Origin of the sequence: Bradyrhizobium sp. LB14.3, assembly GCF_040547985.1 — a bacterium.
Classification (GTDB): Bacteria; Pseudomonadota; Alphaproteobacteria; order Rhizobiales; family Xanthobacteraceae; genus Bradyrhizobium.
In genome coordinates this window covers 16,316-36,202 of record NZ_JBEPQT010000002.1, presented here as the reverse complement: position 1 = coordinate 36,202, position 19,887 = coordinate 16,316, and the positions used below count along the sequence as shown (strand labels likewise).

Genomic DNA, 19,887 nt, shown 5'->3' with positions numbered 1-19,887 from the left:
GTTACAACCCTCCCGCCGTCCCGACTGTCCCTAAATTCACGAATGCAATCGAAGAAGCGCTGATGCTTCTGTGCGGCGCCGGTCTGAGGGAATGACGGTCATGACGAGCTGGCAGAACAATCGAGCCGCGCGCGATGCGCGCATTGCGGCGGGAGCTGGCCTTGCCCGCGGCAAGATCGTCGAAGCGCACGACGTGACGCGCCTGCTGGAGGCCGTGATCCGGTCGGGCGACCGGGTTTGCCTGGAGGGCGACAACCAGAAGCAGGCGGATCTCTTGAGCCGCGCGCTGCTGGCGGTCGATCTCTCCAAGGTCAACGATCTGCATATGGTGCAGTCGGGTGTCGTTCTCCCCGAACATCTGGACCTCTTCGACCGCGGCGTTGCGAAGCGGCTGGACTATGCCTATTCAGGGCCGCAATCGGCACGCATTGCGCGCATGCTGTTCGGCGGCAAGATCGAGCTGGGCGCGGTTCACACCTATCTCGAGCTGTTCGCCCGCTACTTCATTGACCTCACGCCGCACGTCGCGCTGATTGCAGCCGTCAGCGCGGACCGCGACGGAAATCTCTACACCGGCCCGAACACCGAGGACACGCCCACCGTCGTGGAGGCGACGGCGTTCAAGGACGGTGTGGTAATCGCCCAGGTCAACGAGATCGTCGAGACCGTGCCGCGGGTCGATATCCCGGCCGACCGGGTCCACTTCATCGTCAGGGCCGACAAGCCGTTCTTCGTCGAGCCGCTGTTCACGCGCGATCCGGCTGCGATCACGGAAGGCCAGATACTGACGGCGATGCTCGCGATCAAGGCGGTCTATGCACCTTATGGTGTGCAGCGGCTCAATCACGGCATCGGCTTCAGCACGGCCGCGATCGAGCTGTTGCTGCCGACATTCGGCGAGAGGCTGGGGCTGAAGGGCAGGATCGCGACGCACTTCGCGCTGAATCCGCATCCCGCGCTCATTCCCGCAATCGAGTCCGGCTGGGTGCGGCAGATCCACTCGTTCGGGTCGGAGGTCGGCATGGACGATTACATCCGCGCCCGCTCCGACATCTACTTCACCGGTTCCGACGGTTCGTTGCGCTCCAATCGCGCCTTCTGTCAGACCGTCGGGCTCTATGCCTGCGACATGTTCATTGGCTCCACGCTGCAGATCGATCTGCAAGGTAATTCGTCGACCGTCACCACCTCGCGCATTGCAGGCTTCGGCGGCGCCCCGAACATGGGGGCGGATGCCCGTGGGCGGCGTCATCCGAGTGAGCCCTGGCTGAAGGCCGGAGCGGAGGCCGATCCGGACGGCACGGCGCTGATGCGCCGTGGCCGCAAGCTGGTCGTGCAGATCGGCGAGACGTTCGGCGACAAGAACGTGCCGCTGTTCGTCGAGGAGCTCGATGCGATCGAGCTCGCCGAGAAGCTGAAGCTCGATCTCGCGCCGGTCATGATCTACGGCGACGACGTCACGCACATCGTCACCGAAGAGGGCGTCGCGAACCTGTTGCTGTGCCGCACCGCGCAGGAGCGCGAGCAGGCCATTCGCGGCGTTGCCGGCTATACCGATGTCGGCCGTCGGCGGGACCGCGGCATGGTCTCGCGCTTGCGCGAGCGCGGCGTGATCCGCCGGCCGGAGGATCTCGGTATTAATCCGCTCGATGCGGATCGCAGCCTGCTGGCGGCGCGCTCGATCAAGGACCTCGTGCGCTGGTCAGGCGGCTTATACGCACCTCCGTCGAAATTCAGGAACTGGTGAGGACGCACCATGGAAGATCTCAGCTTTCGACATCCGGTCCACTCCCGCGCGGACGGCGCCAGGCGAAGTGCGATTGTCGGCGTGGTCGCCTCGGGCAACCTCGAGGTGCTGGTGGAGCGTGTGCTGCCGGACGCGGAATGCGCCATCGAGATCAAGACCGCGGCGGTCGGCTTCGGTGAGGTCTGGAGTGCCGTGATCGGCGATTTCGTCGAGCGCTATTCACCCGGCGGGCTGAAGTTCTCGATCAACGACGGCGGCGCGCGTCCCGATACCGTCTCGCTTCGGCTGGCGCAGGCGGTGCGATTGATAGCGGAGAACGACCAATGACCGCGCAACTCAAGGACATCGCCCCGGCCGAACGGGCCCGCAGCACCAGCTTCTACGAGGCGTCGGCCCGCACGCGGCTGGAGCTGCTGCTCGATGCCGGCAGCTTCGTCGAGTTCATCGGGCCGGAGCAGCGCGAGGTCAGCCTGCATCTGAAGATCTTCGATCTACCCGAGCAGTTCGACGACGGCATCGTCGTCGGTCACGGCCGCCTCGATGGCTCGCCCGTGTTCGTCGCCGCGCAAGAGGGCCGTTTCATGGGCGGCGCCTTCGGGGAGGTGCACGGCGCCAAGCTGACTGGGCTGCTCCGCGCCGCGCGCCAGATCGGCTCGATTCCTGTGCTGATCCTGTTCGATACCGGCGGCGTCCGGTTGCAGGAAGCCAATGCCGGCGAGCTTGCCATCGCCGAGATCATGCGCGCCGTGATGGAGGCGCGTAGCGCCGGCGTGAAGGTCATCGGTCTGATCGGCGGCAGGTCCGGATGCTATGGCGGCGGCGGCCTGATCGCAGGCTGTTGCTCCGCGCTCGCCGTCTCCGAGCCGGGGCGCATCGCGGTGTCGGGCCCGGAAGTCATCGAGACCAATCGCGGCGTTGAGGAATTCGACTCCCGCGATCGCGCTTTGGTCTGGCGTACCATGGGCGGCAAGCATCGCCGTCTGCTCGGCGCCGCTGATGCATTCGCCGACGACAATGTGCAGGATTTTCGCGAGGCCGCGCTGGAACTGCTCGGCCTGGTCGGACCTTTCGGTCTCGACAGGTTGAAGGCCGAACAGGATCGGCTTGCTGGCCGGCTGCGCAGCTTCGGTGCCTGCGCGGATGCCGTCGACATCTGGACGGTGGAAGGCATCGCGGATGCTCAAGCCGTTCCCGAGCTGCCGGCCGATGAGTTCATTGCCCCTGCCAACCGGATCGGGAGGACCAGCCGTGACGCTCGATGATATTATCGCCTCGCTCTTTCCCGACGGCCACGAGGTGAGGCGCGACAAGGGCGTCATCCTCGGCTCGGCGACGCTGCGATCCGGTGGCCGGATGCTCGTGCTTGGCGTTGCAGACCGGACTGCGCTGGGCGTCGACGAGGCGATCAGATTGTCAGGCCATGTCCTGGAGTCGATCGGCCGGAATTCCGGTCCGATCCTGGTGCTGGTCGACAGCGACAGCCAGCGCATGAGCAAGCGCGACGAGCTGCTCGGGCTGAATGAATTTCTCGCGCATCTGGCGAAGGTGCTGATCCATGCGGACATGAACGGTCGCCCGACCATCGGCCTCCTGTACGGTCATTCGGCGGCGGGTGCCCTGCTTGCGACAGGCCTTGCAACGCGCGTGCTGGTCGGATTGCCCGGGGCCGATCCCGCGGTGATGGACCTGCCGTCGATGGCGAAGGTCACCAAGCTGTCGATGGAGGCGCTGCAGGAGAAGGCGAAGTCGACGCCGGTGTTCGCGCCGGGCTTGTCCAATCTTGCGCAGATGGGCGCCGTTCACATGACATGGAGCAATGCCGGTTCGCTCGCCGACCAGCTGGAGGCGTTGCTCGCCGACATGCCGGCCGCGCAGGACCGGCGGGATGCGCTCGGCAAGGAGCGTGGCGGCCGGCTCAAGGCCGCCGAGATTGCGGAGCGTGTTCGTGACCTGGCCCTGCAAGCACGGTGAGCATCCACCGGGTCGTCATGACCTCGTCTTCGTCAGCCCCGCGGGATGGCGCGCGATGCTGGACGCGCGCGACGATCTCGCAGCCGATTCCCTTCTCGCGCGCTGGCCCAAAATGCGATGGCCGACGATCAGGCGTCGCGCTTTGCCATGCGAGGCAGGCGGCCTCGCGCTGGGCCTGCCCTTGCCGCCCTCGGCCGGCAAGAAACGGATCTGCCTTATGGTTGATATCGACCACGTCGCCTCGGTCGCGAGGCCGCCATTGTTGCGGCAGGCGCGGGCTTACGCGCCGCGCAACTGGTGGCCGACGCTCGACCGGCTCGACGGGCTGGCGCTTCGCCATGCGGTGGACGCGCGCGTCTTCGGCAGCCTGGCCTGGCAGTCGTTGACCGGGCTCGACTACGTCACCGGTCGTTCCGACCTCGATGTCCTGTTCGAGTTTCAAGGTGAAACCGACATCGATCGTTTCGTTGCCGAAGTCGCCGCGGTCGAGACCGACGCGCCGATGCGGCTTGATGGCGAGCTGATGGGCGCCGACGGCGCCGCGGTCAACTGGCGCGAATTCCACGGCGGCGCGGGCGAGCTTCTGGTCAAGAGCATCGAGCGGGTGGTCTTGCTCGGCAGGCAGCAATTCATTTCGAGAGCTAGGGGATCATGATCACCACGGCTGCAAGAGGCGTGGAACGGCCGGTTCTGCGCCGGGCGCTGATCGAGCCCGATGTCTCCGCGGTCGGCGCTGTCGCCGCCGATTGCCTCGTCCAGGAGCTCGAAACCTGGCCGAAGCCGGGGCTCGTGAGCCATGTCGACAATGGCAGTCACGACGACATGGATGCGGCCACGTTTCGTCGCAGCGCCGCGGCCATCAGACCCTATCTGCAACGCCTGGCCGATGCGGGCGCGCATGGCTGCGGCATGGGGCGGCTTCGCATCATCGGCCTTGAAGCGGAGCGCGCCATGCTGGCGGCGACTGCGGGGGTCAACACGCATCGTGGCGCGATCTTCGGACTCGGCTTGCTGTGCGCGGCGGCCGGCGCGAGAGCCGGCGGGTTGGTCGATCCCGCGCTTCCGCTCGGCGATGTCGTGGCGCGCCTGTGGGGCGACAGCATACTCGATGGTCCAGTGCTGCTGCACAGTCACGGCAGCGTGGCCCGCCGCCGCTTTCGCGCGGGCGGTGCGCGCATCGAGGCCGCGACGGGATTTCCCAGCGTGTACCGGATCGGCTTGCCGTCCCTGCGCAGAGCAACGTCTGTCGTGCCGCAGGATGTGGAAGCCGCTCGGGTTGAAGCGTGCTTCGCCCTGATCGCATCCGTCGAAGACACCAATCTTCTACATCGCGGCGGGCTCGACGGCCTCCGCTTCGCGCATGACGAGGCGCGGAGCTTCATCGCTTCAGGCGGCGTCCGCGCGCCCGGCTGGCGTGCGCGGGCGCAATCGATCCACGAAAGCTTCGTCGCCCGCCGTCTCAGCCCGGGTGGATCGGCCGACCTGCTCGCAATGACGCTCTTCGTCGACGCCCACGAAAGGCCGGTTCCACGATGTCTAACGCGATCCTGATGGCGCTGGTGCCGGTCTTCTTCGTTCTGCTGTTGGGATACGCCGCCGGAAAATTTCATATCGTCGACAACCTTCACGTCGACGCCCTCAACGCACTCGTGATGGACTTTGCGTTGCCGGCCTCGCTGTTCGCCGCGACCGCCTCGGCGTCGCGCCGCGAGATGATCGAGCAGATCCCGCTCTTCCTGGTGCTCGGCGTGACGATGCTGCTGCTCTATATCGCCTGGTATTTTGCCGCACGTGGATTCTCCAAGGTCTCCCGGTCGGAAGCATCGTTACAGGCGTTGACGATCGGCTTTCCGAATCTCGCCGGCGTGGGCCTTCCGATCATGACGTCGGTCGTGGGGCCGGCCGGCACTGTCCCGGTTGCCGTTGCATTGGCGGCGGGCTCGATTCTCATCAGTCCGCTAACGTTGATCATCGCGGAAATGGGCGCCGCCAAGGCTCGCGGCGAGCAAATGGCGACGCTGCAGGTCCTGACGGCAATCCGGCGTGCGATCACCAAACCGGTGGTGCTCGCGCCCGGGCTTGGCATCCTGTTCTCGTTGTCGGATGTGAGCCTCGACGCGCTTGCGCATGCGAGCCTCGCGCTGATCGGAAGTTCGGCCGCCGGCGTCGCCCTGTTCCTCACAGGAGCCATTCTGTCGGCGCAGTCGTTTCGGCTGGATTGGAAGATCACCGCTGCAACGGTGGCCTCGGACATCGGGCGCCCGCTGTTGGCGGTTGCGGTCATTTGCGTCATTCCGATCACGCAGGATGCTGCGAAAACGGCTATTCTGCTCGCCGCCATCCCCTCGGGCTTTTTTGGAATCTTATTCGCAGTCAACTACCGGCTGGATTCCGCAAGGGCAGGGTCCATGGTCATCGCCAGCACCGGATTCAGCGCCGTGACCCTGGCGATCGCGATCGCGCTGCTCTTTCCTCATTAGGCCGGGACCATGACGCTTGCGATCCTTTGCGCGGGGCAAGGCAGGCAGCATCGGGACATGTTCGCTCTCACGGGCGATGCGCCGGAAGCCGCGCAGCTGTTTGGGCACGCGGCCGCATTGCTCGGCGGCAGGGATCCGCGCGATTTGGTGCGCGGCGAAGCCTATGAGGCCATGCATCGCAACCGTGCCGGCCAGATTCTCTGCACCTTGCAGTCGCTCGCTGCGGCGCGCGCGCTCGCGGAGGTCATCCCACATGGCGTCATCATTGCCGGCTATAGCGTCGGCGAGGTCGCCGCCTGGGGTGTGGGCGGCTTGTTCGATGCTACCACCACACTCGATCTCGTGGCGCGCCGCGCAGAGGCCATGGATGCGGCTACGCGCGCGGGCGACGGGCTGATCTTCGTCCGCGGCCTTTCGCCAGACGCGATCGGTCGCCTTTGCGAGTGCCACGGCGCAGCGATCGCCATCGTCAATCCGGGCGACGCCTTTGTCATCGGCGGCGGCCGTGAGGCGCTGAGCGGGATTGCCATCGACGCGCGGGCCATGCACGCCGCAAGGATCGTCACGTTACCGGTCGAGGTTGCCTCCCACACCAAACGGCTCGCCGCGGCGTCCGCCGTCTTTCGTGAAACCTTGCGCCTGGCACCGGTGGTCTTCCCGCCGAGGATCGGTGCGCGCATTCTGAGCGGAATAGATGCCAGTCCGGTCGTCTCGGCCGAGAGCGGTCTCGACAAGCTTGCCGCACAGATCTCGCACACCGTGCAGTGGGCAGATTGCCTGCAAGCCTGTGTCGAAGCGGGTGCGACGGGATTTCTCGATCTGGGGCCGGGACATGCGCTGAGCAGCATGGCCGCGGAAATCGCGGCCGGACTTCCGGCTCGCTCTCTGGATGATTTCAGGAGTCTTCAGGGCGTCCGCGCCTGGGTTGCGCCTCACCTGAGCGCCTAAACGCGACAAGAGAGACGATGCCGTCGATCGCGTCGTCGAAAAAGAGGGGCCGTCCTTGGGGGGAGGACGGCCCCAAAATGCTCGTATGCCCAGGGAGGAGAAAGGCTCGAGCCGTGACTTGGGGGTCTCAGTCACCTAACACGAGCAGCATCGCCAATCCCGCTGCCGAAGTATTTCACGAACCCCGGCTGTTTCTCATTTCGCATGATTCACGTGAAGCCCGCGGGCAGCACGCAAGACACGGCCTTGCAGGTCGAAGCCAGATCGCTGCCGGCGAATCTGGAGGGAGCCGACGCGTTCCGGCTGGCGCATCGCCAGCGCGCGGGAGTTTCGCCCGTGATCCGCCTGAAGACGGTCGAGAAATGCGCCTGCGTGCAAAAGCCGACGGTCAGCGCCACCTCGACCAGGGCCGTTTCGGAATTCGATAGCAGCGATTTCGCACGCTCGATGCGCTGATGCAGCAGGTATTCCCGCGGTCGGTATCCAGTGGCGGCGCGAAACTGCGCCGCGAAGTGCATCCGGGACAGTCCCGCGACCTTGGCAAGCTCGGACAGGGTGATGCAGTGGTCGAAGTGCGTCCCGACATACTCTTCGATGCGCCGCAGCCGCCATTTCGGCAACGCATTGACTTTCGCGTGCGGGAGTTCGCGCCGGGCAATGTGCATTGCTAGCGTCTGACCGATGCAGCGCGCGAATTCCCGGTCGGCCCAATGGCCGCGTTCGGTCAGCGCTTTCGCGAGCTGCTCGGCAAACGGGTCGCGGAGCAGGACGAGGTCGTTGAGGCCTTCCGGCGCGGTGGGTCCTGCTCCAGGCCGCAGAGGCGAAAAATAACCGCCGGCGGAGACGTGGAAGTGCAGGAAATCGCACGGCGCGTAGAACTGCGCACTGAGCTGCTGCGACGGTGCGCCGATATACAGCGTGCCTGCCGGCATGACGCCGTCGAAGACGGTGTGACGGCCTCTGGTCAGTTTGACGCGTGTTGTCTTTAAGGCGATGGCCAGGAAGTATCGGTCGCAAGGCGTCCGGGCTTCTTCGTGCCTTCTGGCCGTTTGCGCAGAGGTCCAACGCGAGATCGTAATGTCCTCGGACGCGGTGCCGGCACGTTGGTTAGGCTGGCGCCACCTGCGTTCGAGGGAAATTGCGCGAGACTCTTGCGGAGAATCCGGTTCGCGTTGGCTGGGTTGATACGTCACCCGGGCGCCGGCCGCTTGCATATCAGTGAGCATCGTTCGTCCCCGTATCCTGGATTCTGCTGCCGTCGCGACGGCTGCTGAATGCAAATGATCCATGTTCGAACGATAGGTGCGACCTTGTCGAAAGGCTCGTTAAGGAAGCTTAAGCGGTATTAGATTTTGTAAATGCGAGAGGTGCGACCGCATGTCGCGAAAAGTTCAATTGAGCCAAAGAGATCAAGTACATGTCTAGTGATGTCTGATGTTAGGCGCGGCACCACCGGACGAGAGGTGCATGCGGTACCGTCTCCCCGGCCGGGCTTCTTCGTGCGATTCAGGGCAGGCGTGGCGAGGCGCCGAGGCCGGGTGCGATCGTGTCCGCCGGGGGAGCCACGAGTTCGCGCGAATACGGAACCGCTTCCACCTCGGGGCGCTGCTGGGATGTGGCTTGAAGGCAGTTCGCGCGAGGCGGATGTCCCGCGCCGAACAGATCGGCGACGGGATCGACGAAATTCGCGCGCAACCGTTCAAACGGGGTTTGGGGTTCGCTCGAGGGCTGCCGGATCGTCACCGTCGCCGTCATGCCGGAGACTAGCGGCACCTCCGGCGGCACCGCGTCGATGGCGACGCGAACCGGAACGCGCTGCGCAAGCCGCACCCACGTGTAGATGGGGTCGACGTTGGGCAAGCCCTGCGTGCCCGTGGCGGCGTTCGACACGCTGATACCGCGCGTCACGGTCTTCACATGCCCCAGAATCGGCTTCGAGTAGCCGACCAGTTGCGCTTCGGCGCGATCGCCGACGCAGACTCGGGCCATCTTGGTCTCCTCAAAATAGCCGTCGATCCAGAAACTGTTGGAGTCGATGATTGAAATGTTGCTGACGCCAGTGGCGGCATAGTCTCCTGCGCGCAGCAGGAGATTGGTGACGTAGCCATCGACGGGACTGGTCACGCTGGTCCGTTTCAGATTTAGTTCCGCCTGTGCAAGCTGGTGCGCTGCCGCCTCGTAGGCGGCCTTTGCCTGCGCTGCGTTGCCTGCAAAGATCTGCTGTTCTTCGGGTGTCGTCGCAAGATTGGACAGATGCTGGCGCCGGTTGAACTGGGCTTGCTTGACCTCCAGGTCCGCCGCCCGTTGGTCGAGGACGGCCTTGCCGACGCGGACGGCAACGTCGAAGTCGAACGGGTCGACGATGTAGAGGACGTCGCCCTTGTGGACGAACTGGTTGTCGGCCACCCGCAGCTCCACGATCTTGCCTGAAACTTGCGGCGCGACATTGGCGACCTGGACGCGCACGCTGCCATTCCGCGTCCAGGGCGCGGTGACGTAATGCTGCCACGTCGCGACCGATATCAGGACGGCGACCAGCGCGATTGCGAGGGTCGCAAGATGCCTGCCGACGCCGGCCTTGAACCGTCCGAGGGGATTGCGTCGTGGCATCGCGGGGGGCGGCGCCTGCCAGGGCGCTTTGTCGTCGGCGCTCCGATTTCTGGTGTCGCGCGCCTCGGGTTCGTCGAGGCCGGATCGATCAACGGTGTCGGAGGCACCCCGCTGTGCTCCGCCCCGCGTTTCGTCATAGAACAGTCGAGAGGTATCTTGGGGAAGGGCGCTAGCCATGACTCTTCTCCTAGAAAAACAATGCCAACAGACCGAACATCGCCACATAGAGGCTGAGCTCGGCCAGTGACGGGTTACTGAAACATTCCGCAAATCCGATGAGGCGCAGCACCGGCCGAAGCATCAGGAACGCGATCAGCGCGATAGCCGCATAGGAGACGATGGGAGCAATGAGCACGCCACCGAAGACGAGGTCCCGATACGTGTTCATCATGACCGCTTCTCTTGGCTGGGGCCGGTGAGAGTCTGCGGCGCTCCGAACGTAATGCTCGCAGGGACGAGCACGGCAAGAGCCGCATCGGCAGACAGGCCGCTTTGAGCTGCCGCTTGGCGCAGCGCCTCGGCAGCCCCGAGGATCGCTGCACCGCTCCGCAGCGCAACTGCTGTTTCAGCGGCACGCGCGGCACCGGCAAGCGGTCCTGCCTTTAGCCGCTCTATTTCCGCGCGGCATCGCCGCAGAATCGCCGCCCTGTCGAAACAGTGCATCGCTTCGGCGACGGTCTGATCGGCAATCGGGGAAGCGCCCTTGGCCGTTACGATCTGCTCGATCCGTGCCGCATCGCGAAACGTGGCTTCCCCGGGTGCGAGATGCCGGGTTCGCCCGCTGTCCAGGTGATCTAGCTCGCGCTTTGCCTCTTCCAGCAACAGCCCGATCCGCTGCTCGCCCGACAGGGGAGGGAGCAAAAGCTGCGCCGCCAAGACCAGGGCTGAAGACAGACAGACAAAGAGGCACGTCACCAGAAACACCTCTGGATCGTAGCTCTGAGGGTTGGTCGGCGTGAGGGTGGCGAGCGTGAACACCAGTGTGAGGCGTCCCAGTGGTGACAATATGCGGCTTGGCAGCGATATCAGCAGCGCAAGGCTGATGACGACGGGCGCAAGACCGATCGCCAGCAGTTGGAACTCGGATACGCCGTTGAAAACGAGGTATTTCAGGACGCCGGCCAGCACGCACGCGATCGGCGTTGCCATCATTGCCGTCATGGTGAAACTGCGTGGCTCGGGGGACGTCGAGCCGAGGCCCGTAATGACCGCGACCAGCGAAAGGCAGAGCTCGGTAGCGGGCCAGCCCGCCAGCATGAAGAAGCCCGCGCCCAGCGCGAAATAGATCGCCGCCCGCGCGCCGCTTTCGGCCGCGATGCGGCGCGAGCGATACAGGGGCGCACGCCACGCGTGGGAGGGGTACCTTCCGTCGTGCAGTGCATTGAGGCTGCGGCGCACGTCTGCGTTCTTGCGGTCGATGTCGCTGCGAAGGTAAGTCCGGCAGATCGTCATCAGGGCCGATCTGCCGTGATGCGGATCGTCCCTGGCCGCGACGGAAGCGACGGATAGCGCTGCGAGCATGCGGGCGAGAGACAACGCGCTGACGAGATCGACGAGCACCGAGCGCGCGGCCGCGGTTCTCGCCGAGCCGTTGCTTGACTCCGTCGCGAGGCTGGCGATCTCCGGACGCAGCGCCGCGATATCGTGCAAAAGACCTGCCGCGATCGGTACGTATGAAGCTTCACCGCGATCGGCGCCTTGCGCGAAGTCCAAGACGCGGCGGCGCAGCGCCTCCAGGCGGCTTGCCAGAACCGGATGGTAGTCCGGCGCGGCCAGCACCTCGTTGACCAGCGCCACCGCAAGGACGCCGATGCCGATGGCGGCGCCGCGCGCGATGCCGGTCGGGAATACCCTGAGCGGGTTGTCGATCTGCTGAATAGCAATCAGTGCGACCGTGGTGCAGCAGAGAGACGCTGCATAAGCGCGATTGCCGTCGAGCATCCCGACGACGTAGACGCAAAGGCCAACCCAAATGCCGAGCACCGCGAGCAGGAGACCGTCGGTTTGGGAAAACATGCTGGCGATCGCGATCGATGCCGCCACGCCGATGCCGGTTGCAAGCAGCCGGTAACCGGCCTTTTCCATGCCTTGACCGCGCGTGGGCAGTGCCAGGATCGCTACCGTGAGGGCTGACGACGAGGGCGATTCAAGCTCGAGCCAGAAGCTCACATAGAGCGCGAGAAGCATCGCGAGCCACACCCGCAGCGCAAAGGCCCAGGAGCTCGCCGGAAAGCCGGCGAAGACCAACGGGCGCGCCTCGGCGGCAGCATCGGCATTGATTTGCATCGCGCGAGATCCTCCCGGCAGAGCGGTCGGCGCTGCCACTGTCGTGATACGCCTCCGAGTATGAGATGTGCCGGGTTCGCCGGTATTTCCGGTTCACCAATCTGGTTGCCGGAATGCACGTTGGGTCGCGAGAAAAGGGCTGTCGTCCGCTCAGCCGCGGGCCGGACTATTGCGGCCGTGGCCCGCCAGCGCCTCTTCGAGGCAGCGGATGATTTCGTCGCCGCTGGAGGGCTTGCCGAGAAAGCAATGCGCGCCTGCCGCCATCACGCGCTGACGCACGGATTCGCTCGGAAACGCCGTCATGAAGATGATCGGGAAATTGCGGCCTGCGGCAACCAGCCGGGCCTGCAGCTCATCGCCGGTGATGACAGGCATCTGGACGTCGGCGATCATGCATGCCGGATCGTCTCCTGGCGCCTTCCGCAGGAAGTCCATGCCGTTTTCGTAGGCCTGCGCCTCATAGCCGACCGAACGCACGAGGCTCGCCAGCGACGCGCGAACGCCTTCGTCGTCGTCCACGATCGCAATCACCGGGGTCTTGGCCATGGGCGCACAATCCTGACCGCGGTGTTCCGCAAGGAGAGCATCTCCCTTTGCGCGGCCGATGAGGCTTTATGCACCCGGGGCAGTCCCGCCGGAATTATACTCAGGTTTGGTCCGTAGTCCTGCGGGTCTGGGAAACTCCGAGCGCCTCGGCCTTACGAACGAGGTCGGCGAACGACCGGACCCCCATTTTGCGCATGACGTTCCCCCGGTGGATCTTGACCGTGATCTCGCTGAGGCCGATCAGGGCGGCGACCTGCTTATTCATTAGGCCGGCGGTGACATGGCCCATCACCTCGCGCTCGCGCGCCGTCAGGGTCTCGTACTGGGCGCGGATGTCCTCCTTGGTCGCGGCTTCGGTCCGGTGCTGTGCATCGCGCTCGAGCGCCGCCGTCACTGCGTCGAGCATGTCCTGGTCGCGAAATGGCTTGGAGAGAAAATCGACGGCGCCGGCCTTCATGGCACGGACGGACATCGGAATGTCCCCATGGCCCGTCATGAAGATGATCGGATAGCTGATGCCCTGCCGGACGAGCTGGCTCTGCAGATCGAGCCCGCTCACACCGGGAAGGCGGATGTCCAGCACGATGCAGCCAGGGCCGTCGGGCAGCGAGCCGCCGAGCAGTTCGGCCGGCGAGCCGAACAGGCGCGTCTCGAGGCCGACGGATCGGAACAGGCTGTCGAGCGAGGCGCGGATCCCCGCATCATCATCAACGATGATGACGACGGAGTTGAGGGATCCGCCCGGCGGTTGCGAGTGATCTGGTCGTGTCATGGTCGAGTTTTTTCTTGGCTGTATGGCAGTGTCAGGCGGAATGTCGCTCCCGCGCCGGGCGTACTCTCGGCGGACAACTGGCCGCCGTGAGCTTCCGCCGTCGTTCGGCAGATCGCAAGTCCCATGCCCATTCCGCCGCGCTTCGTCGTGAAGAACGGATCAAACAGGCGCGGCAGATCGTCGGGAAGGATGCCGGGGCCGCTGTCTTGCACCATGATGGCGAGGCTTTCGCCGTCGACATCGCTGGTGCGCAGCCTGACAGCGCGGGATTTGCGCTGGTCCGACATGGCCTGGCCGGCATTGACCAGCAGGTTGACGAGCACCTGCTGAAGCTGGATCCGGTCGCCGCGGATTGGCTTGAGGCCAGGTTCCGTCTCGACTGTGAGGACGACGTCATCATTCGCGAGTTCCCGTGCGACCAGAAGGGCCGCTTCCTGGATGATCTCTGCGATATCGAGACTGTCCTGCTCGGCAGGGGCCTTCTTCAGGAAAGTCCGGATGCGCGCCACGATCTCGCTGGCACGGCGGCCTTCCGCGACGATTTGAACGATCGTGGCTCCAACCTCGTCCAGATCAGGCACCTCGCGCCGCAGCCAGCGCAGGCCAGCCTCGCCACTGGTGACGATTGCCGCCAGCGGCTGGTTGACCTCGTGGGCAATGGAGGCGGTGAGCTCGCCGAGGGTGGCGACGCGCGCGGCATGAGCGAGTTCGGCCTGCGCCGCGAGCAACGCATCCTGCGCCTGCCTGCGCTCGGTGATGTCGATGACGAAGGCGAGCACGTTGCGATCGCCGTCGGGCCCGGAGGGAAAGGCGATCGTAAACAGCACGGGAACCTTGCGTCCGTCGAGCCTGACGAGCTCGGTCTCGCCTTCGTAGAACGGCTCGCCTTCCGCAAACGCGACCAATGCGCCGAGGAAATTCCGGTCGTTCTCGCCGAGAAGCCGGTCCGCATTCTCGATGAACATCGCGGCGCCGTTTGCCCCTGCCATCTCCTGCAGGGCCGGATTGACGTCGGTGATTCCAGCGAGCCGGCGGGCATGCCGGACGAAATCGGGGTGTCGCGCCAGATGGTCGCGCAGGCCGGCTCCTGCGGTCTTCAGCGATTGCAGCGCGGTTCGGAGTTCGCTCCAGTCCTCTTCGACCACGCCGATCCGGCTTGCGTCGAACATCCGGCGGTATCGCTGCTCGCTCTGCACCAGCGCGCTGTGTGCGGCCATGCGGTCGGTGACGTCGGTGTGCGTTTCAAGGACCCCGACGGGCTTGCCGAGACGGTCGTGCTGCAAGGCCCATCGGGCATCGACGGTCAGGGCGACGCCGTCTTTCGTTCGCTGCTGCACGCGGCCTTCCCATCGACCGGTGTCGAGCAGGCCCGCTTCGATGACCTCGCGCCGGTCGGGATATCTGGTCTGCAGGAGCTCGTCGGCGAGCTGCCCGAGCGCCTCGTCGTCCGACCAGCCGTAGATCTGCTCGGCCGTCTTGTTCCAGTAGGTGATCACGCCGCCGCAATCCCTGACGAAGATCATGTCGTGCGAGAGGTTGAGCAGGCGCGCCTGCGCCGCGAGGCGCTTCGTTGCCGCGTGATTCTGCAGCGCCAGCAGGGTCGTGATCCCGATTGCCGCGAGGCTCACCAGCACGCGAAGCGCGGGCGAGGCGATGGTCCGCAGATCGTGCGACAGCAGATAGGCGGTTATCGTCAGGGCTATGCAGCCAGCTGCGGCGACGATGGTGTCGTCGCGCCGGTTGGTCTTCGCTGCGAGCAGGATCGCCACGACGTAGAGAACCGCCACCGCGCCCTCGAGCGGCGTCAGCACGTCAACCAGGAAAACCGCAAAGGCGAGGACGGCGGACCAGAACCGCAAGCCGGCGCGGCTCATGGATGAGCCCGTGGTCCGATCATGAGTCGTCATCGTCGCTGGAAGTCGTTCTTCTCATATCAGCAGCGTTGATGCCGCGATTTGATCGCGTTCACAACATCCAGCCGCACGATTTTCGTGCTCTCGTGGAAGACCTGTCGCGCCGCTCAATCCGACGAAAGCGCCGGCAGGTGGCATTCCCCGGAAAAATCGGGGCGCTCGCGTGGTCCCACCGGTGGATGGTGCGCAAAAAGCGCGTCAACTTACCGCAGGCGCGTCACGCCGCAAGTCCTGCCGCATCCGCGATGCCGGTGAGGCGTCGCGCCAGTGCGCTCACCCGACGAGCGTGTTGCGATCATACCTAGGTATGATGCGGTCAACCTGAGAACCTATCGACGCACCCGCGCGTAGAATGGATCGCACGCACCGCCGAATTACGCTGTTCCCATGACATTCGGGCAAGGCAGTCAGGCCTGGCCGGATCGAAAACGGGAACAAGGAGATTCGACGATGTCGCTGCAGATGTCACGCTCACAGGCAATCAAGGATCATGACGTTCGCGCGATCGATATCTCGGCAATCGATCGCGATCGGCTCGGGCTATCGAAACTCCCTGGCCGGTTCGATGAAGGCGGGTCAATGCTGTCCTTCGTCCATCTGGACATGGCCCTGGCGGTCGAGCATGCGGCAGACGTCGAACGTTCCGCCGTTCGCGGGCCTGGCTTCAGGCTCTCCGCAAAACTTCTTGCGGGGCCGCCTGCCGAGAGCGAACGGGCGTTTGCGGCGGAAGAATTCACCGATCCGGTTATGCGGCGCCTTTCCGATGCGCTCGCAGTGACCGAAGCCACGCACGACGCCCATTCCGCCATCATGGCCGACGCCCTGCGGCTTGCGATCCTCACCCGGACGTTCAGCCGGCAGGCCTCCAGCGCACGGGCCGAGCTCGACCCGGCCGACGCCATTCACGAGGAGGGCGCCGGCCGGCCCGTACGGTCGCTGCAGAGTTGGCGTCTCAAGCGCGTCCTGCAATATATCGACGAGAATCTGCCTGCCAAAATGACGCTTCAGGGCATGGCCGCCGTCGCCGGGCTGAGCAGGATGCATTTCGCCGCACAGTTCCGCGCGGCCGTCGGCGTTCGGCCGCACGAATATCTGCTGAGGCGGCGTATCGAACGCGCCCAGGAGCTGCTCAAACAGGCCGAAGTCACCCTGGTCGATATCGCCTTGACCGTGGGCTTCCAGACCCAGGCGCATTTCACCACGGTGTTCAAGCGCTTTGTCGGCGACACGCCGTATCAATGGCGGAGCGCTTATCTCGCGCAATTCATGCCGCTGCCGCGCGCAGGAGCAGGCCCGTCATGAGCACCATCGGCATTGAAGCCCTGCTGCTGCAGCTCGCGAGCATTCATTTGGTGCCGACGCTCCATGAATTCATGGGGATGATCGAGTTTGTCCGAGCTCTCGGCAGTTCGTACCGCCTGGCTGCGTCAGAGCCAGAGAGCAGCCTTTTCTATGGACGTCTCGCCTTCAACTTCTGTCGGGGCGCTGTGATGTGGCTAGCACGGTAGGCGGCTGAGCCTTTATGGCTATCTTGCCGCGATTCAGGCGCAAGCATCTCCGCACAAACGCGGCAGAAGCTGCCGGGTTGCGGGTCTTGGCGGACCGCTCAACGAAGCCTGTCCATGTGTCGTTGGTTCAAGCGCACGTCGTCATGCGCCGAGCAAACCAACGCACAGGCGAGGCGCGCTGATGATCTGGCGCGGCATCCGAACGACGAGCGGGATGCGCGACAAAATTCCCAAACATAACAAACATAAAAAGAGAAAATCGGAAATTGCCGAGAGAGCGGACGTTCTGAGCCGAGGGCAGGAACTCTATTTCCTCACGCTCGATCCAATAGATGGTTGGCCGGGGGGAGTACGGCTCCCCTTGGCGTTTCGAGCAATGATCTCGCTGGCGTCGGAAGGCCTCGCGGCGCTGTCTAGCGGGCCGCGATCTCGTTGCGCCATGCCCAAGTTCGGGCACACGATGGGGTCGCCGCTGCGGGTGCAGCCATAGACCCAGAACTCGCCGCCAACCGACCAGATTTCGATGCGGCCTTCCCGATAGATCAGCCTCACGCCAGCGCTCTCTCAGCCGACGACCGCTTGGCGGCGACCTTCGCGATGGTAGCGCGGGAACAGTTGGTGACGCGCTGTATGGTGTTCCACGACTTGCCCTCGGCGAGCATGTTGGCGATGTCGCTGTTGCGCTCGGTGTTCTCGGGGCGGCCTTTGAATTTGCCTTCGGTCATCGCCTTGCTGATGCCCTGCGCCTGTCGGCGGCGGCGATCTTCAAAATCTTTTCTTCCGATTGCGGCCAGCATGTCGAGCAGCATGCCGTTGATCGCATCGAACATCATCTCGCCAACCTACACCCACACCATCAGATCGCAAGGCTTCGGCTTTTGCGAAGTTTCCCTCGAAGCGGGCGCAGACTCGGACTAACCCCGGTGTGAGGCCGAGTAATGCGCCAAGCCGTTACGTTCGGCCGTACGTCTTTCTTTTGCTCGTAACAGAGGGCGTGTGACGCCGCACCCCCGCAAGGGGGGCACGGCGTCACGCGATCCTTGCGAGATCGTCTATGTCTGAGGTTTGTTCTTGTTTGCTTCGTGATGACGGGTGGAAGTGGAGGCGGGACACACTTCGCCTTAGCTATTCGCCCTATACCAGTCCACTTAACACCACGGATGTTGTAATCGAGAACATCCGCACGCTTGGCAACTTAATTGCCAGCGCTGCTGACGGCATCCTTCTGCGTCGGATGATTGGGGGGACCGTCCGCAACTGCTACATCCCTGGTCATCTGCACGGCATCACTCTTGCTGAGCAAGCGACCAGCGTCTTAGTGACCAAGAACGAAGTTCCGGGCAATTACCTGGATGGTATCTTCATCGGGGCAACGACTGTCCCGGAGGAAATCACGTGCGAATATAACTGGTGCTGGTCAAATGGCGTGGGCGCGACCGCTGCCGGCATATATGCTCAGGCGGGCCTGCGCCACAACATCAGACACAACCGGCTTGGAACCTCTGGCGACAGCTTCCAATCCTACGGCGTTCATGTCGATGCCGCTTGCGGTGATGTAGAGGTCTCGCGCAATCACGTGGCCGGCGTCATCAGCATTGGCTATTTCATGGGCTCATCAACTGCCTATGGCTGCGTCCGGCTGTTTGAGGGCAACACGACCAACGCGACATACGTTCCGACAGCCTACAGCGGCCTCAACATTCTGCCGGTTCGTCTCGATCTCGGCACGAACGGCGTCGCCATGCGGAAGTTCAGGGCGCAGCGGGTTTCGTTGAGTGCATCGACTACGCCAACCGGCGGCTCGTGGCTGGTCGGCGACGATATTGAATATGGCGATCCACAAGCCGGAGACTATCGCGGCACCCTGTGCGTGTCGGCGGGCTCACCAGGAACATGGAAACGATACGGTCAGGCGACCGCCTGATTTACCGCGTCGGCGGTTTCCGATGACCAACAGGAGAAATGAAAATGACGACTGCTTTCGACACTGCAACCGAATACGTCACCGGCTTGAGGAAGAGGTCAAGGAAAGCCCCAAGGCCTTCTACGGCAACGCCAACCTGCCGGCGGACGGCCATGAGCGGGTCGATTCGGCTTTGCGGGCTATCATCTCGCTGAAGTGGCGCCTTGAAGCACTCGTGCGAGGGAAGTGACAGGACGGCAGCAGAAACCAGCTTTCGGGCAGAGCAGAACGCCGCGGCCAAGAACCGCCTCCACGCCGATATGGCCGCCCTGAAGTCTGATGACAAGCCGGCTGTGAAGAAGGCCCTGGCCGATCTCAAGCGCTTCGTCGGTGCCTCGTTCGCACGCTGCGAATGGAGCTATACGATGCGTCCCGAGGAGACGATCGCGGACGTGAAGAGCGATGGCTTCTTTAAGCAGATCGCAGCCAAGTTCACGATGGGTGATCTGGTCGAGGTTCGTTCGGCCGATCTCACGTTCTGGTCTCTTCTGATGGTGGTCGCCTCTGATCATATCGCCGCGCATATCGAGTTGCGGACTTTGATCGAGACCGAGCTGGAGGCTGCCGAGCGCAAGGACTTCGAGGCGGACGGCTACCGCATCGAGGATACAGGCGACGTGCTGCGGCGCTTGGCCGTGGTGCGCAAGGCCGACAACCTGGGAGCCGCTTGAGCGTATCAAGCCCAAGACCCTTTCCGAGGATGACATCGCGCTTTTGATGAAGGAGCACAGTTGCGCCCGCGAGGACGCGGTCAAGTTGCTCGCCGTGGAGAACGTGGCCGAGCACTGGCAAAATTCGCTCTTCCTGGTCCTGAAGTACCACCTTGGGAGCGGTTGGTTTAAGCTGCGCATCGAGAGACATGACGGCGAGCCGATCATCAGGGAATGGCGGCTCTTTCAGAGCATCAAGAACCAGCTTCTGGGCTCTGAGTGCGAGGCCCTTGAGCTATACCCCGCGGAGTCGCGCAAGGTGGACAGCGCCAACATGTACCACCTTTATGGCGTTGCAGATCCGAAGGTCACGTTCAGGTTCGGCATGACGCCGACCGATATCGGCGGGAAAGTCATCGACGTGTCGCACGGCCGGTCGAAGCCGGCGAGCTACAAGTGACCGCAACCGGAGGGCGAGAGTAAGCTGCATTCC

General features: G+C 64.2%; 23 protein-coding genes. 15 read left to right on the top strand and 8 right to left on the bottom strand.

The annotated features are described in order from the left end of the window. Nucleotides 1-100: 100 nt before the first annotated feature. From mdcA to ABIB00_RS03840, 8 genes are read left to right on the top strand one after another with little or no spacing between them, the layout of a single operon-like run. Complete coding sequence (gene mdcA, locus ABIB00_RS03875; protein WP_354103448.1) at nucleotides 101-1,747, top strand: malonate decarboxylase subunit alpha; 1,647 nt, start codon at nucleotides 101-103, stop codon at nucleotides 1,745-1,747. Nucleotides 1,748-1,756: 9 nt separating this feature from the next. Then, entirely contained in the window at nucleotides 1,757-2,074 is a 318-nt protein-coding gene (mdcC, locus tag ABIB00_RS03870) for a malonate decarboxylase acyl carrier protein (protein WP_354103447.1), read from the top strand. Next, a complete protein-coding gene (locus ABIB00_RS03865) occupies nucleotides 2,071-3,009 on the top strand; it encodes a biotin-independent malonate decarboxylase subunit beta (RefSeq protein WP_354103446.1) in 939 nt (312 codons plus the stop codon). Before mdcC ends, ABIB00_RS03865 begins: the two co-directional genes overlap by 4 nt. Continuing rightward, the gene (mdcE, locus tag ABIB00_RS03860) at nucleotides 2,996-3,718 is read left to right on the top strand and encodes a biotin-independent malonate decarboxylase subunit gamma (RefSeq protein ID WP_354103445.1); all 723 of its coding nucleotides are present in this window, start codon (nucleotides 2,996-2,998) and stop codon (nucleotides 3,716-3,718) included. Before ABIB00_RS03865 ends, mdcE begins: the two co-directional genes overlap by 14 nt. Beyond that, the gene (gene mdcG / locus ABIB00_RS03855) at nucleotides 3,693-4,373 is read left to right on the top strand and encodes a malonate decarboxylase holo-[acyl-carrier-protein] synthase (protein ID WP_354103444.1); all 681 of its coding nucleotides are present in this window, start codon (nucleotides 3,693-3,695) and stop codon (nucleotides 4,371-4,373) included. Before mdcE ends, mdcG begins: the two co-directional genes overlap by 26 nt. Continuing rightward, nucleotides 4,370-5,269 (top strand): triphosphoribosyl-dephospho-CoA synthase MdcB, encoded by a 900-nt coding sequence (gene mdcB, locus ABIB00_RS03850; protein WP_354103443.1) that lies wholly within the window; start codon nucleotides 4,370-4,372, stop codon nucleotides 5,267-5,269. The genes mdcG and mdcB overlap by 4 nt, the downstream gene beginning before the upstream one ends. Next, entirely contained in the window at nucleotides 5,251-6,198 is a 948-nt protein-coding gene (locus ABIB00_RS03845) for an AEC family transporter (protein WP_354103442.1), read from the top strand. The genes mdcB and ABIB00_RS03845 overlap by 19 nt, the downstream gene beginning before the upstream one ends. Nucleotides 6,199-6,207: 9 nt before the next feature. Then, on the top strand, nucleotides 6,208-7,146 hold the full coding sequence (locus tag ABIB00_RS03840; protein WP_354103441.1) for an ACP S-malonyltransferase: 939 nt from the start codon (nucleotides 6,208-6,210) through the stop codon (nucleotides 7,144-7,146). Nucleotides 7,147-7,355: 209 nt separating this feature from the next. Here ABIB00_RS03840 and ABIB00_RS03835 read toward each other — a convergent pair whose 3' ends face one another. The 7 genes from ABIB00_RS03835 to ABIB00_RS03805 all read right to left on the bottom strand — a co-directional run bounded on the left by ABIB00_RS03835 (nucleotide 7,356) and on the right by ABIB00_RS03805 (nucleotide 15,234). Then, on the bottom strand, nucleotides 7,356-8,372 hold the full coding sequence (locus ABIB00_RS03835) for a helix-turn-helix domain-containing protein (RefSeq protein ID WP_354103440.1): 1,017 nt from the start codon (nucleotides 8,370-8,372) through the stop codon (nucleotides 7,356-7,358). Between the two features lie 280 nt (nucleotides 8,373-8,652). Beyond that, complete coding sequence (locus ABIB00_RS03830) at nucleotides 8,653-9,756, bottom strand: HlyD family secretion protein (RefSeq protein ID WP_502917791.1); 1,104 nt, start codon at nucleotides 9,754-9,756, stop codon at nucleotides 8,653-8,655. Nucleotides 9,757-9,943: 187 nt separating this feature from the next. After that, entirely contained in the window at nucleotides 9,944-10,147 is a 204-nt protein-coding gene (locus ABIB00_RS03825) for a DUF1656 domain-containing protein (RefSeq protein WP_354103438.1), read from the bottom strand. Beyond that, nucleotides 10,144-12,042, bottom strand: a complete 1,899-nt coding sequence (locus ABIB00_RS03820; protein WP_354103437.1) for an FUSC family protein — start codon at nucleotides 12,040-12,042, stop codon at nucleotides 10,144-10,146. The genes ABIB00_RS03825 and ABIB00_RS03820 overlap by 4 nt, the downstream gene beginning before the upstream one ends. Before the next feature lie 150 nt (nucleotides 12,043-12,192). Next, the gene (locus ABIB00_RS03815; RefSeq protein WP_354052926.1) at nucleotides 12,193-12,588 is read right to left on the bottom strand and encodes a response regulator transcription factor; all 396 of its coding nucleotides are present in this window, start codon (nucleotides 12,586-12,588) and stop codon (nucleotides 12,193-12,195) included. A 100-nt stretch (nucleotides 12,589-12,688) separates the two neighbouring features. After that, nucleotides 12,689-13,360 carry a response regulator transcription factor gene (locus tag ABIB00_RS03810; protein ID WP_354103436.1) on the bottom strand — a complete coding sequence of 224 codons (672 nt, stop codon included), beginning with the start codon at nucleotides 13,358-13,360 and terminating at the stop codon, nucleotides 12,689-12,691. Next, nucleotides 13,357-15,234, bottom strand: coding sequence for a PAS domain-containing sensor histidine kinase (locus ABIB00_RS03805; protein ID WP_354103435.1), 1,878 nt, complete (start codon nucleotides 15,232-15,234; stop codon nucleotides 13,357-13,359). Before ABIB00_RS03805 ends, ABIB00_RS03810 begins: the two co-directional genes overlap by 4 nt. A 489-nt stretch (nucleotides 15,235-15,723) precedes the next feature. On the opposite strand from ABIB00_RS03805, the gene ABIB00_RS03800 reads away from it, so the two are divergent. The 3 genes from ABIB00_RS03800 (at nucleotide 15,724) to ABIB00_RS03790 (ending at nucleotide 17,271) form a co-directional block, all read left to right on the top strand. Next, complete coding sequence (locus ABIB00_RS03800; RefSeq protein WP_354103434.1) at nucleotides 15,724-16,575, top strand: AraC family transcriptional regulator; 852 nt, start codon at nucleotides 15,724-15,726, stop codon at nucleotides 16,573-16,575. Beyond that, a complete protein-coding gene (locus ABIB00_RS03795; RefSeq protein WP_354103433.1) occupies nucleotides 16,572-16,781 on the top strand; it encodes a hypothetical protein in 210 nt (69 codons plus the stop codon). The genes ABIB00_RS03800 and ABIB00_RS03795 overlap by 4 nt, the downstream gene beginning before the upstream one ends. A 181-nt stretch (nucleotides 16,782-16,962) precedes the next feature. Continuing rightward, entirely contained in the window at nucleotides 16,963-17,271 is a 309-nt protein-coding gene (locus ABIB00_RS03790; protein WP_354103432.1) for a hypothetical protein, read from the top strand. 58 nt (nucleotides 17,272-17,329) lie between these two features. Here ABIB00_RS03790 and ABIB00_RS03785 read toward each other — a convergent pair whose 3' ends face one another. Then, a complete protein-coding gene (locus tag ABIB00_RS03785) occupies nucleotides 17,330-17,590 on the bottom strand; it encodes a serine integrase family protein (RefSeq protein WP_354103431.1) in 261 nt (86 codons plus the stop codon). A 245-nt stretch (nucleotides 17,591-17,835) separates the two neighbouring features. Here ABIB00_RS03785 and ABIB00_RS03780 point away from each other — a divergent pair, with 245 nt between their 5' ends. The 4 genes from ABIB00_RS03780 (at nucleotide 17,836) to ABIB00_RS03765 (ending at nucleotide 19,854) form a co-directional block, all read left to right on the top strand. Further along, complete coding sequence (locus ABIB00_RS03780; RefSeq protein WP_354103430.1) at nucleotides 17,836-18,705, top strand: right-handed parallel beta-helix repeat-containing protein; 870 nt, start codon at nucleotides 17,836-17,838, stop codon at nucleotides 18,703-18,705. 22 nt (nucleotides 18,706-18,727) lie between these two features. Then, nucleotides 18,728-18,934, top strand: coding sequence for a hypothetical protein (locus tag ABIB00_RS03775; protein ID WP_247445628.1), 207 nt, complete (start codon nucleotides 18,728-18,730; stop codon nucleotides 18,932-18,934). Between the two features lie 70 nt (nucleotides 18,935-19,004). After that, nucleotides 19,005-19,415 carry a hypothetical protein gene (locus ABIB00_RS03770; protein WP_354103429.1) on the top strand — a complete coding sequence of 137 codons (411 nt, stop codon included), beginning with the start codon at nucleotides 19,005-19,007 and terminating at the stop codon, nucleotides 19,413-19,415. Nucleotides 19,416-19,461: 46 nt separating this feature from the next. Next, complete coding sequence (locus tag ABIB00_RS03765) at nucleotides 19,462-19,854, top strand: DUF7694 domain-containing protein (protein ID WP_354103428.1); 393 nt, start codon at nucleotides 19,462-19,464, stop codon at nucleotides 19,852-19,854. Nucleotides 19,855-19,887: the final 33 nt, after the last annotated feature.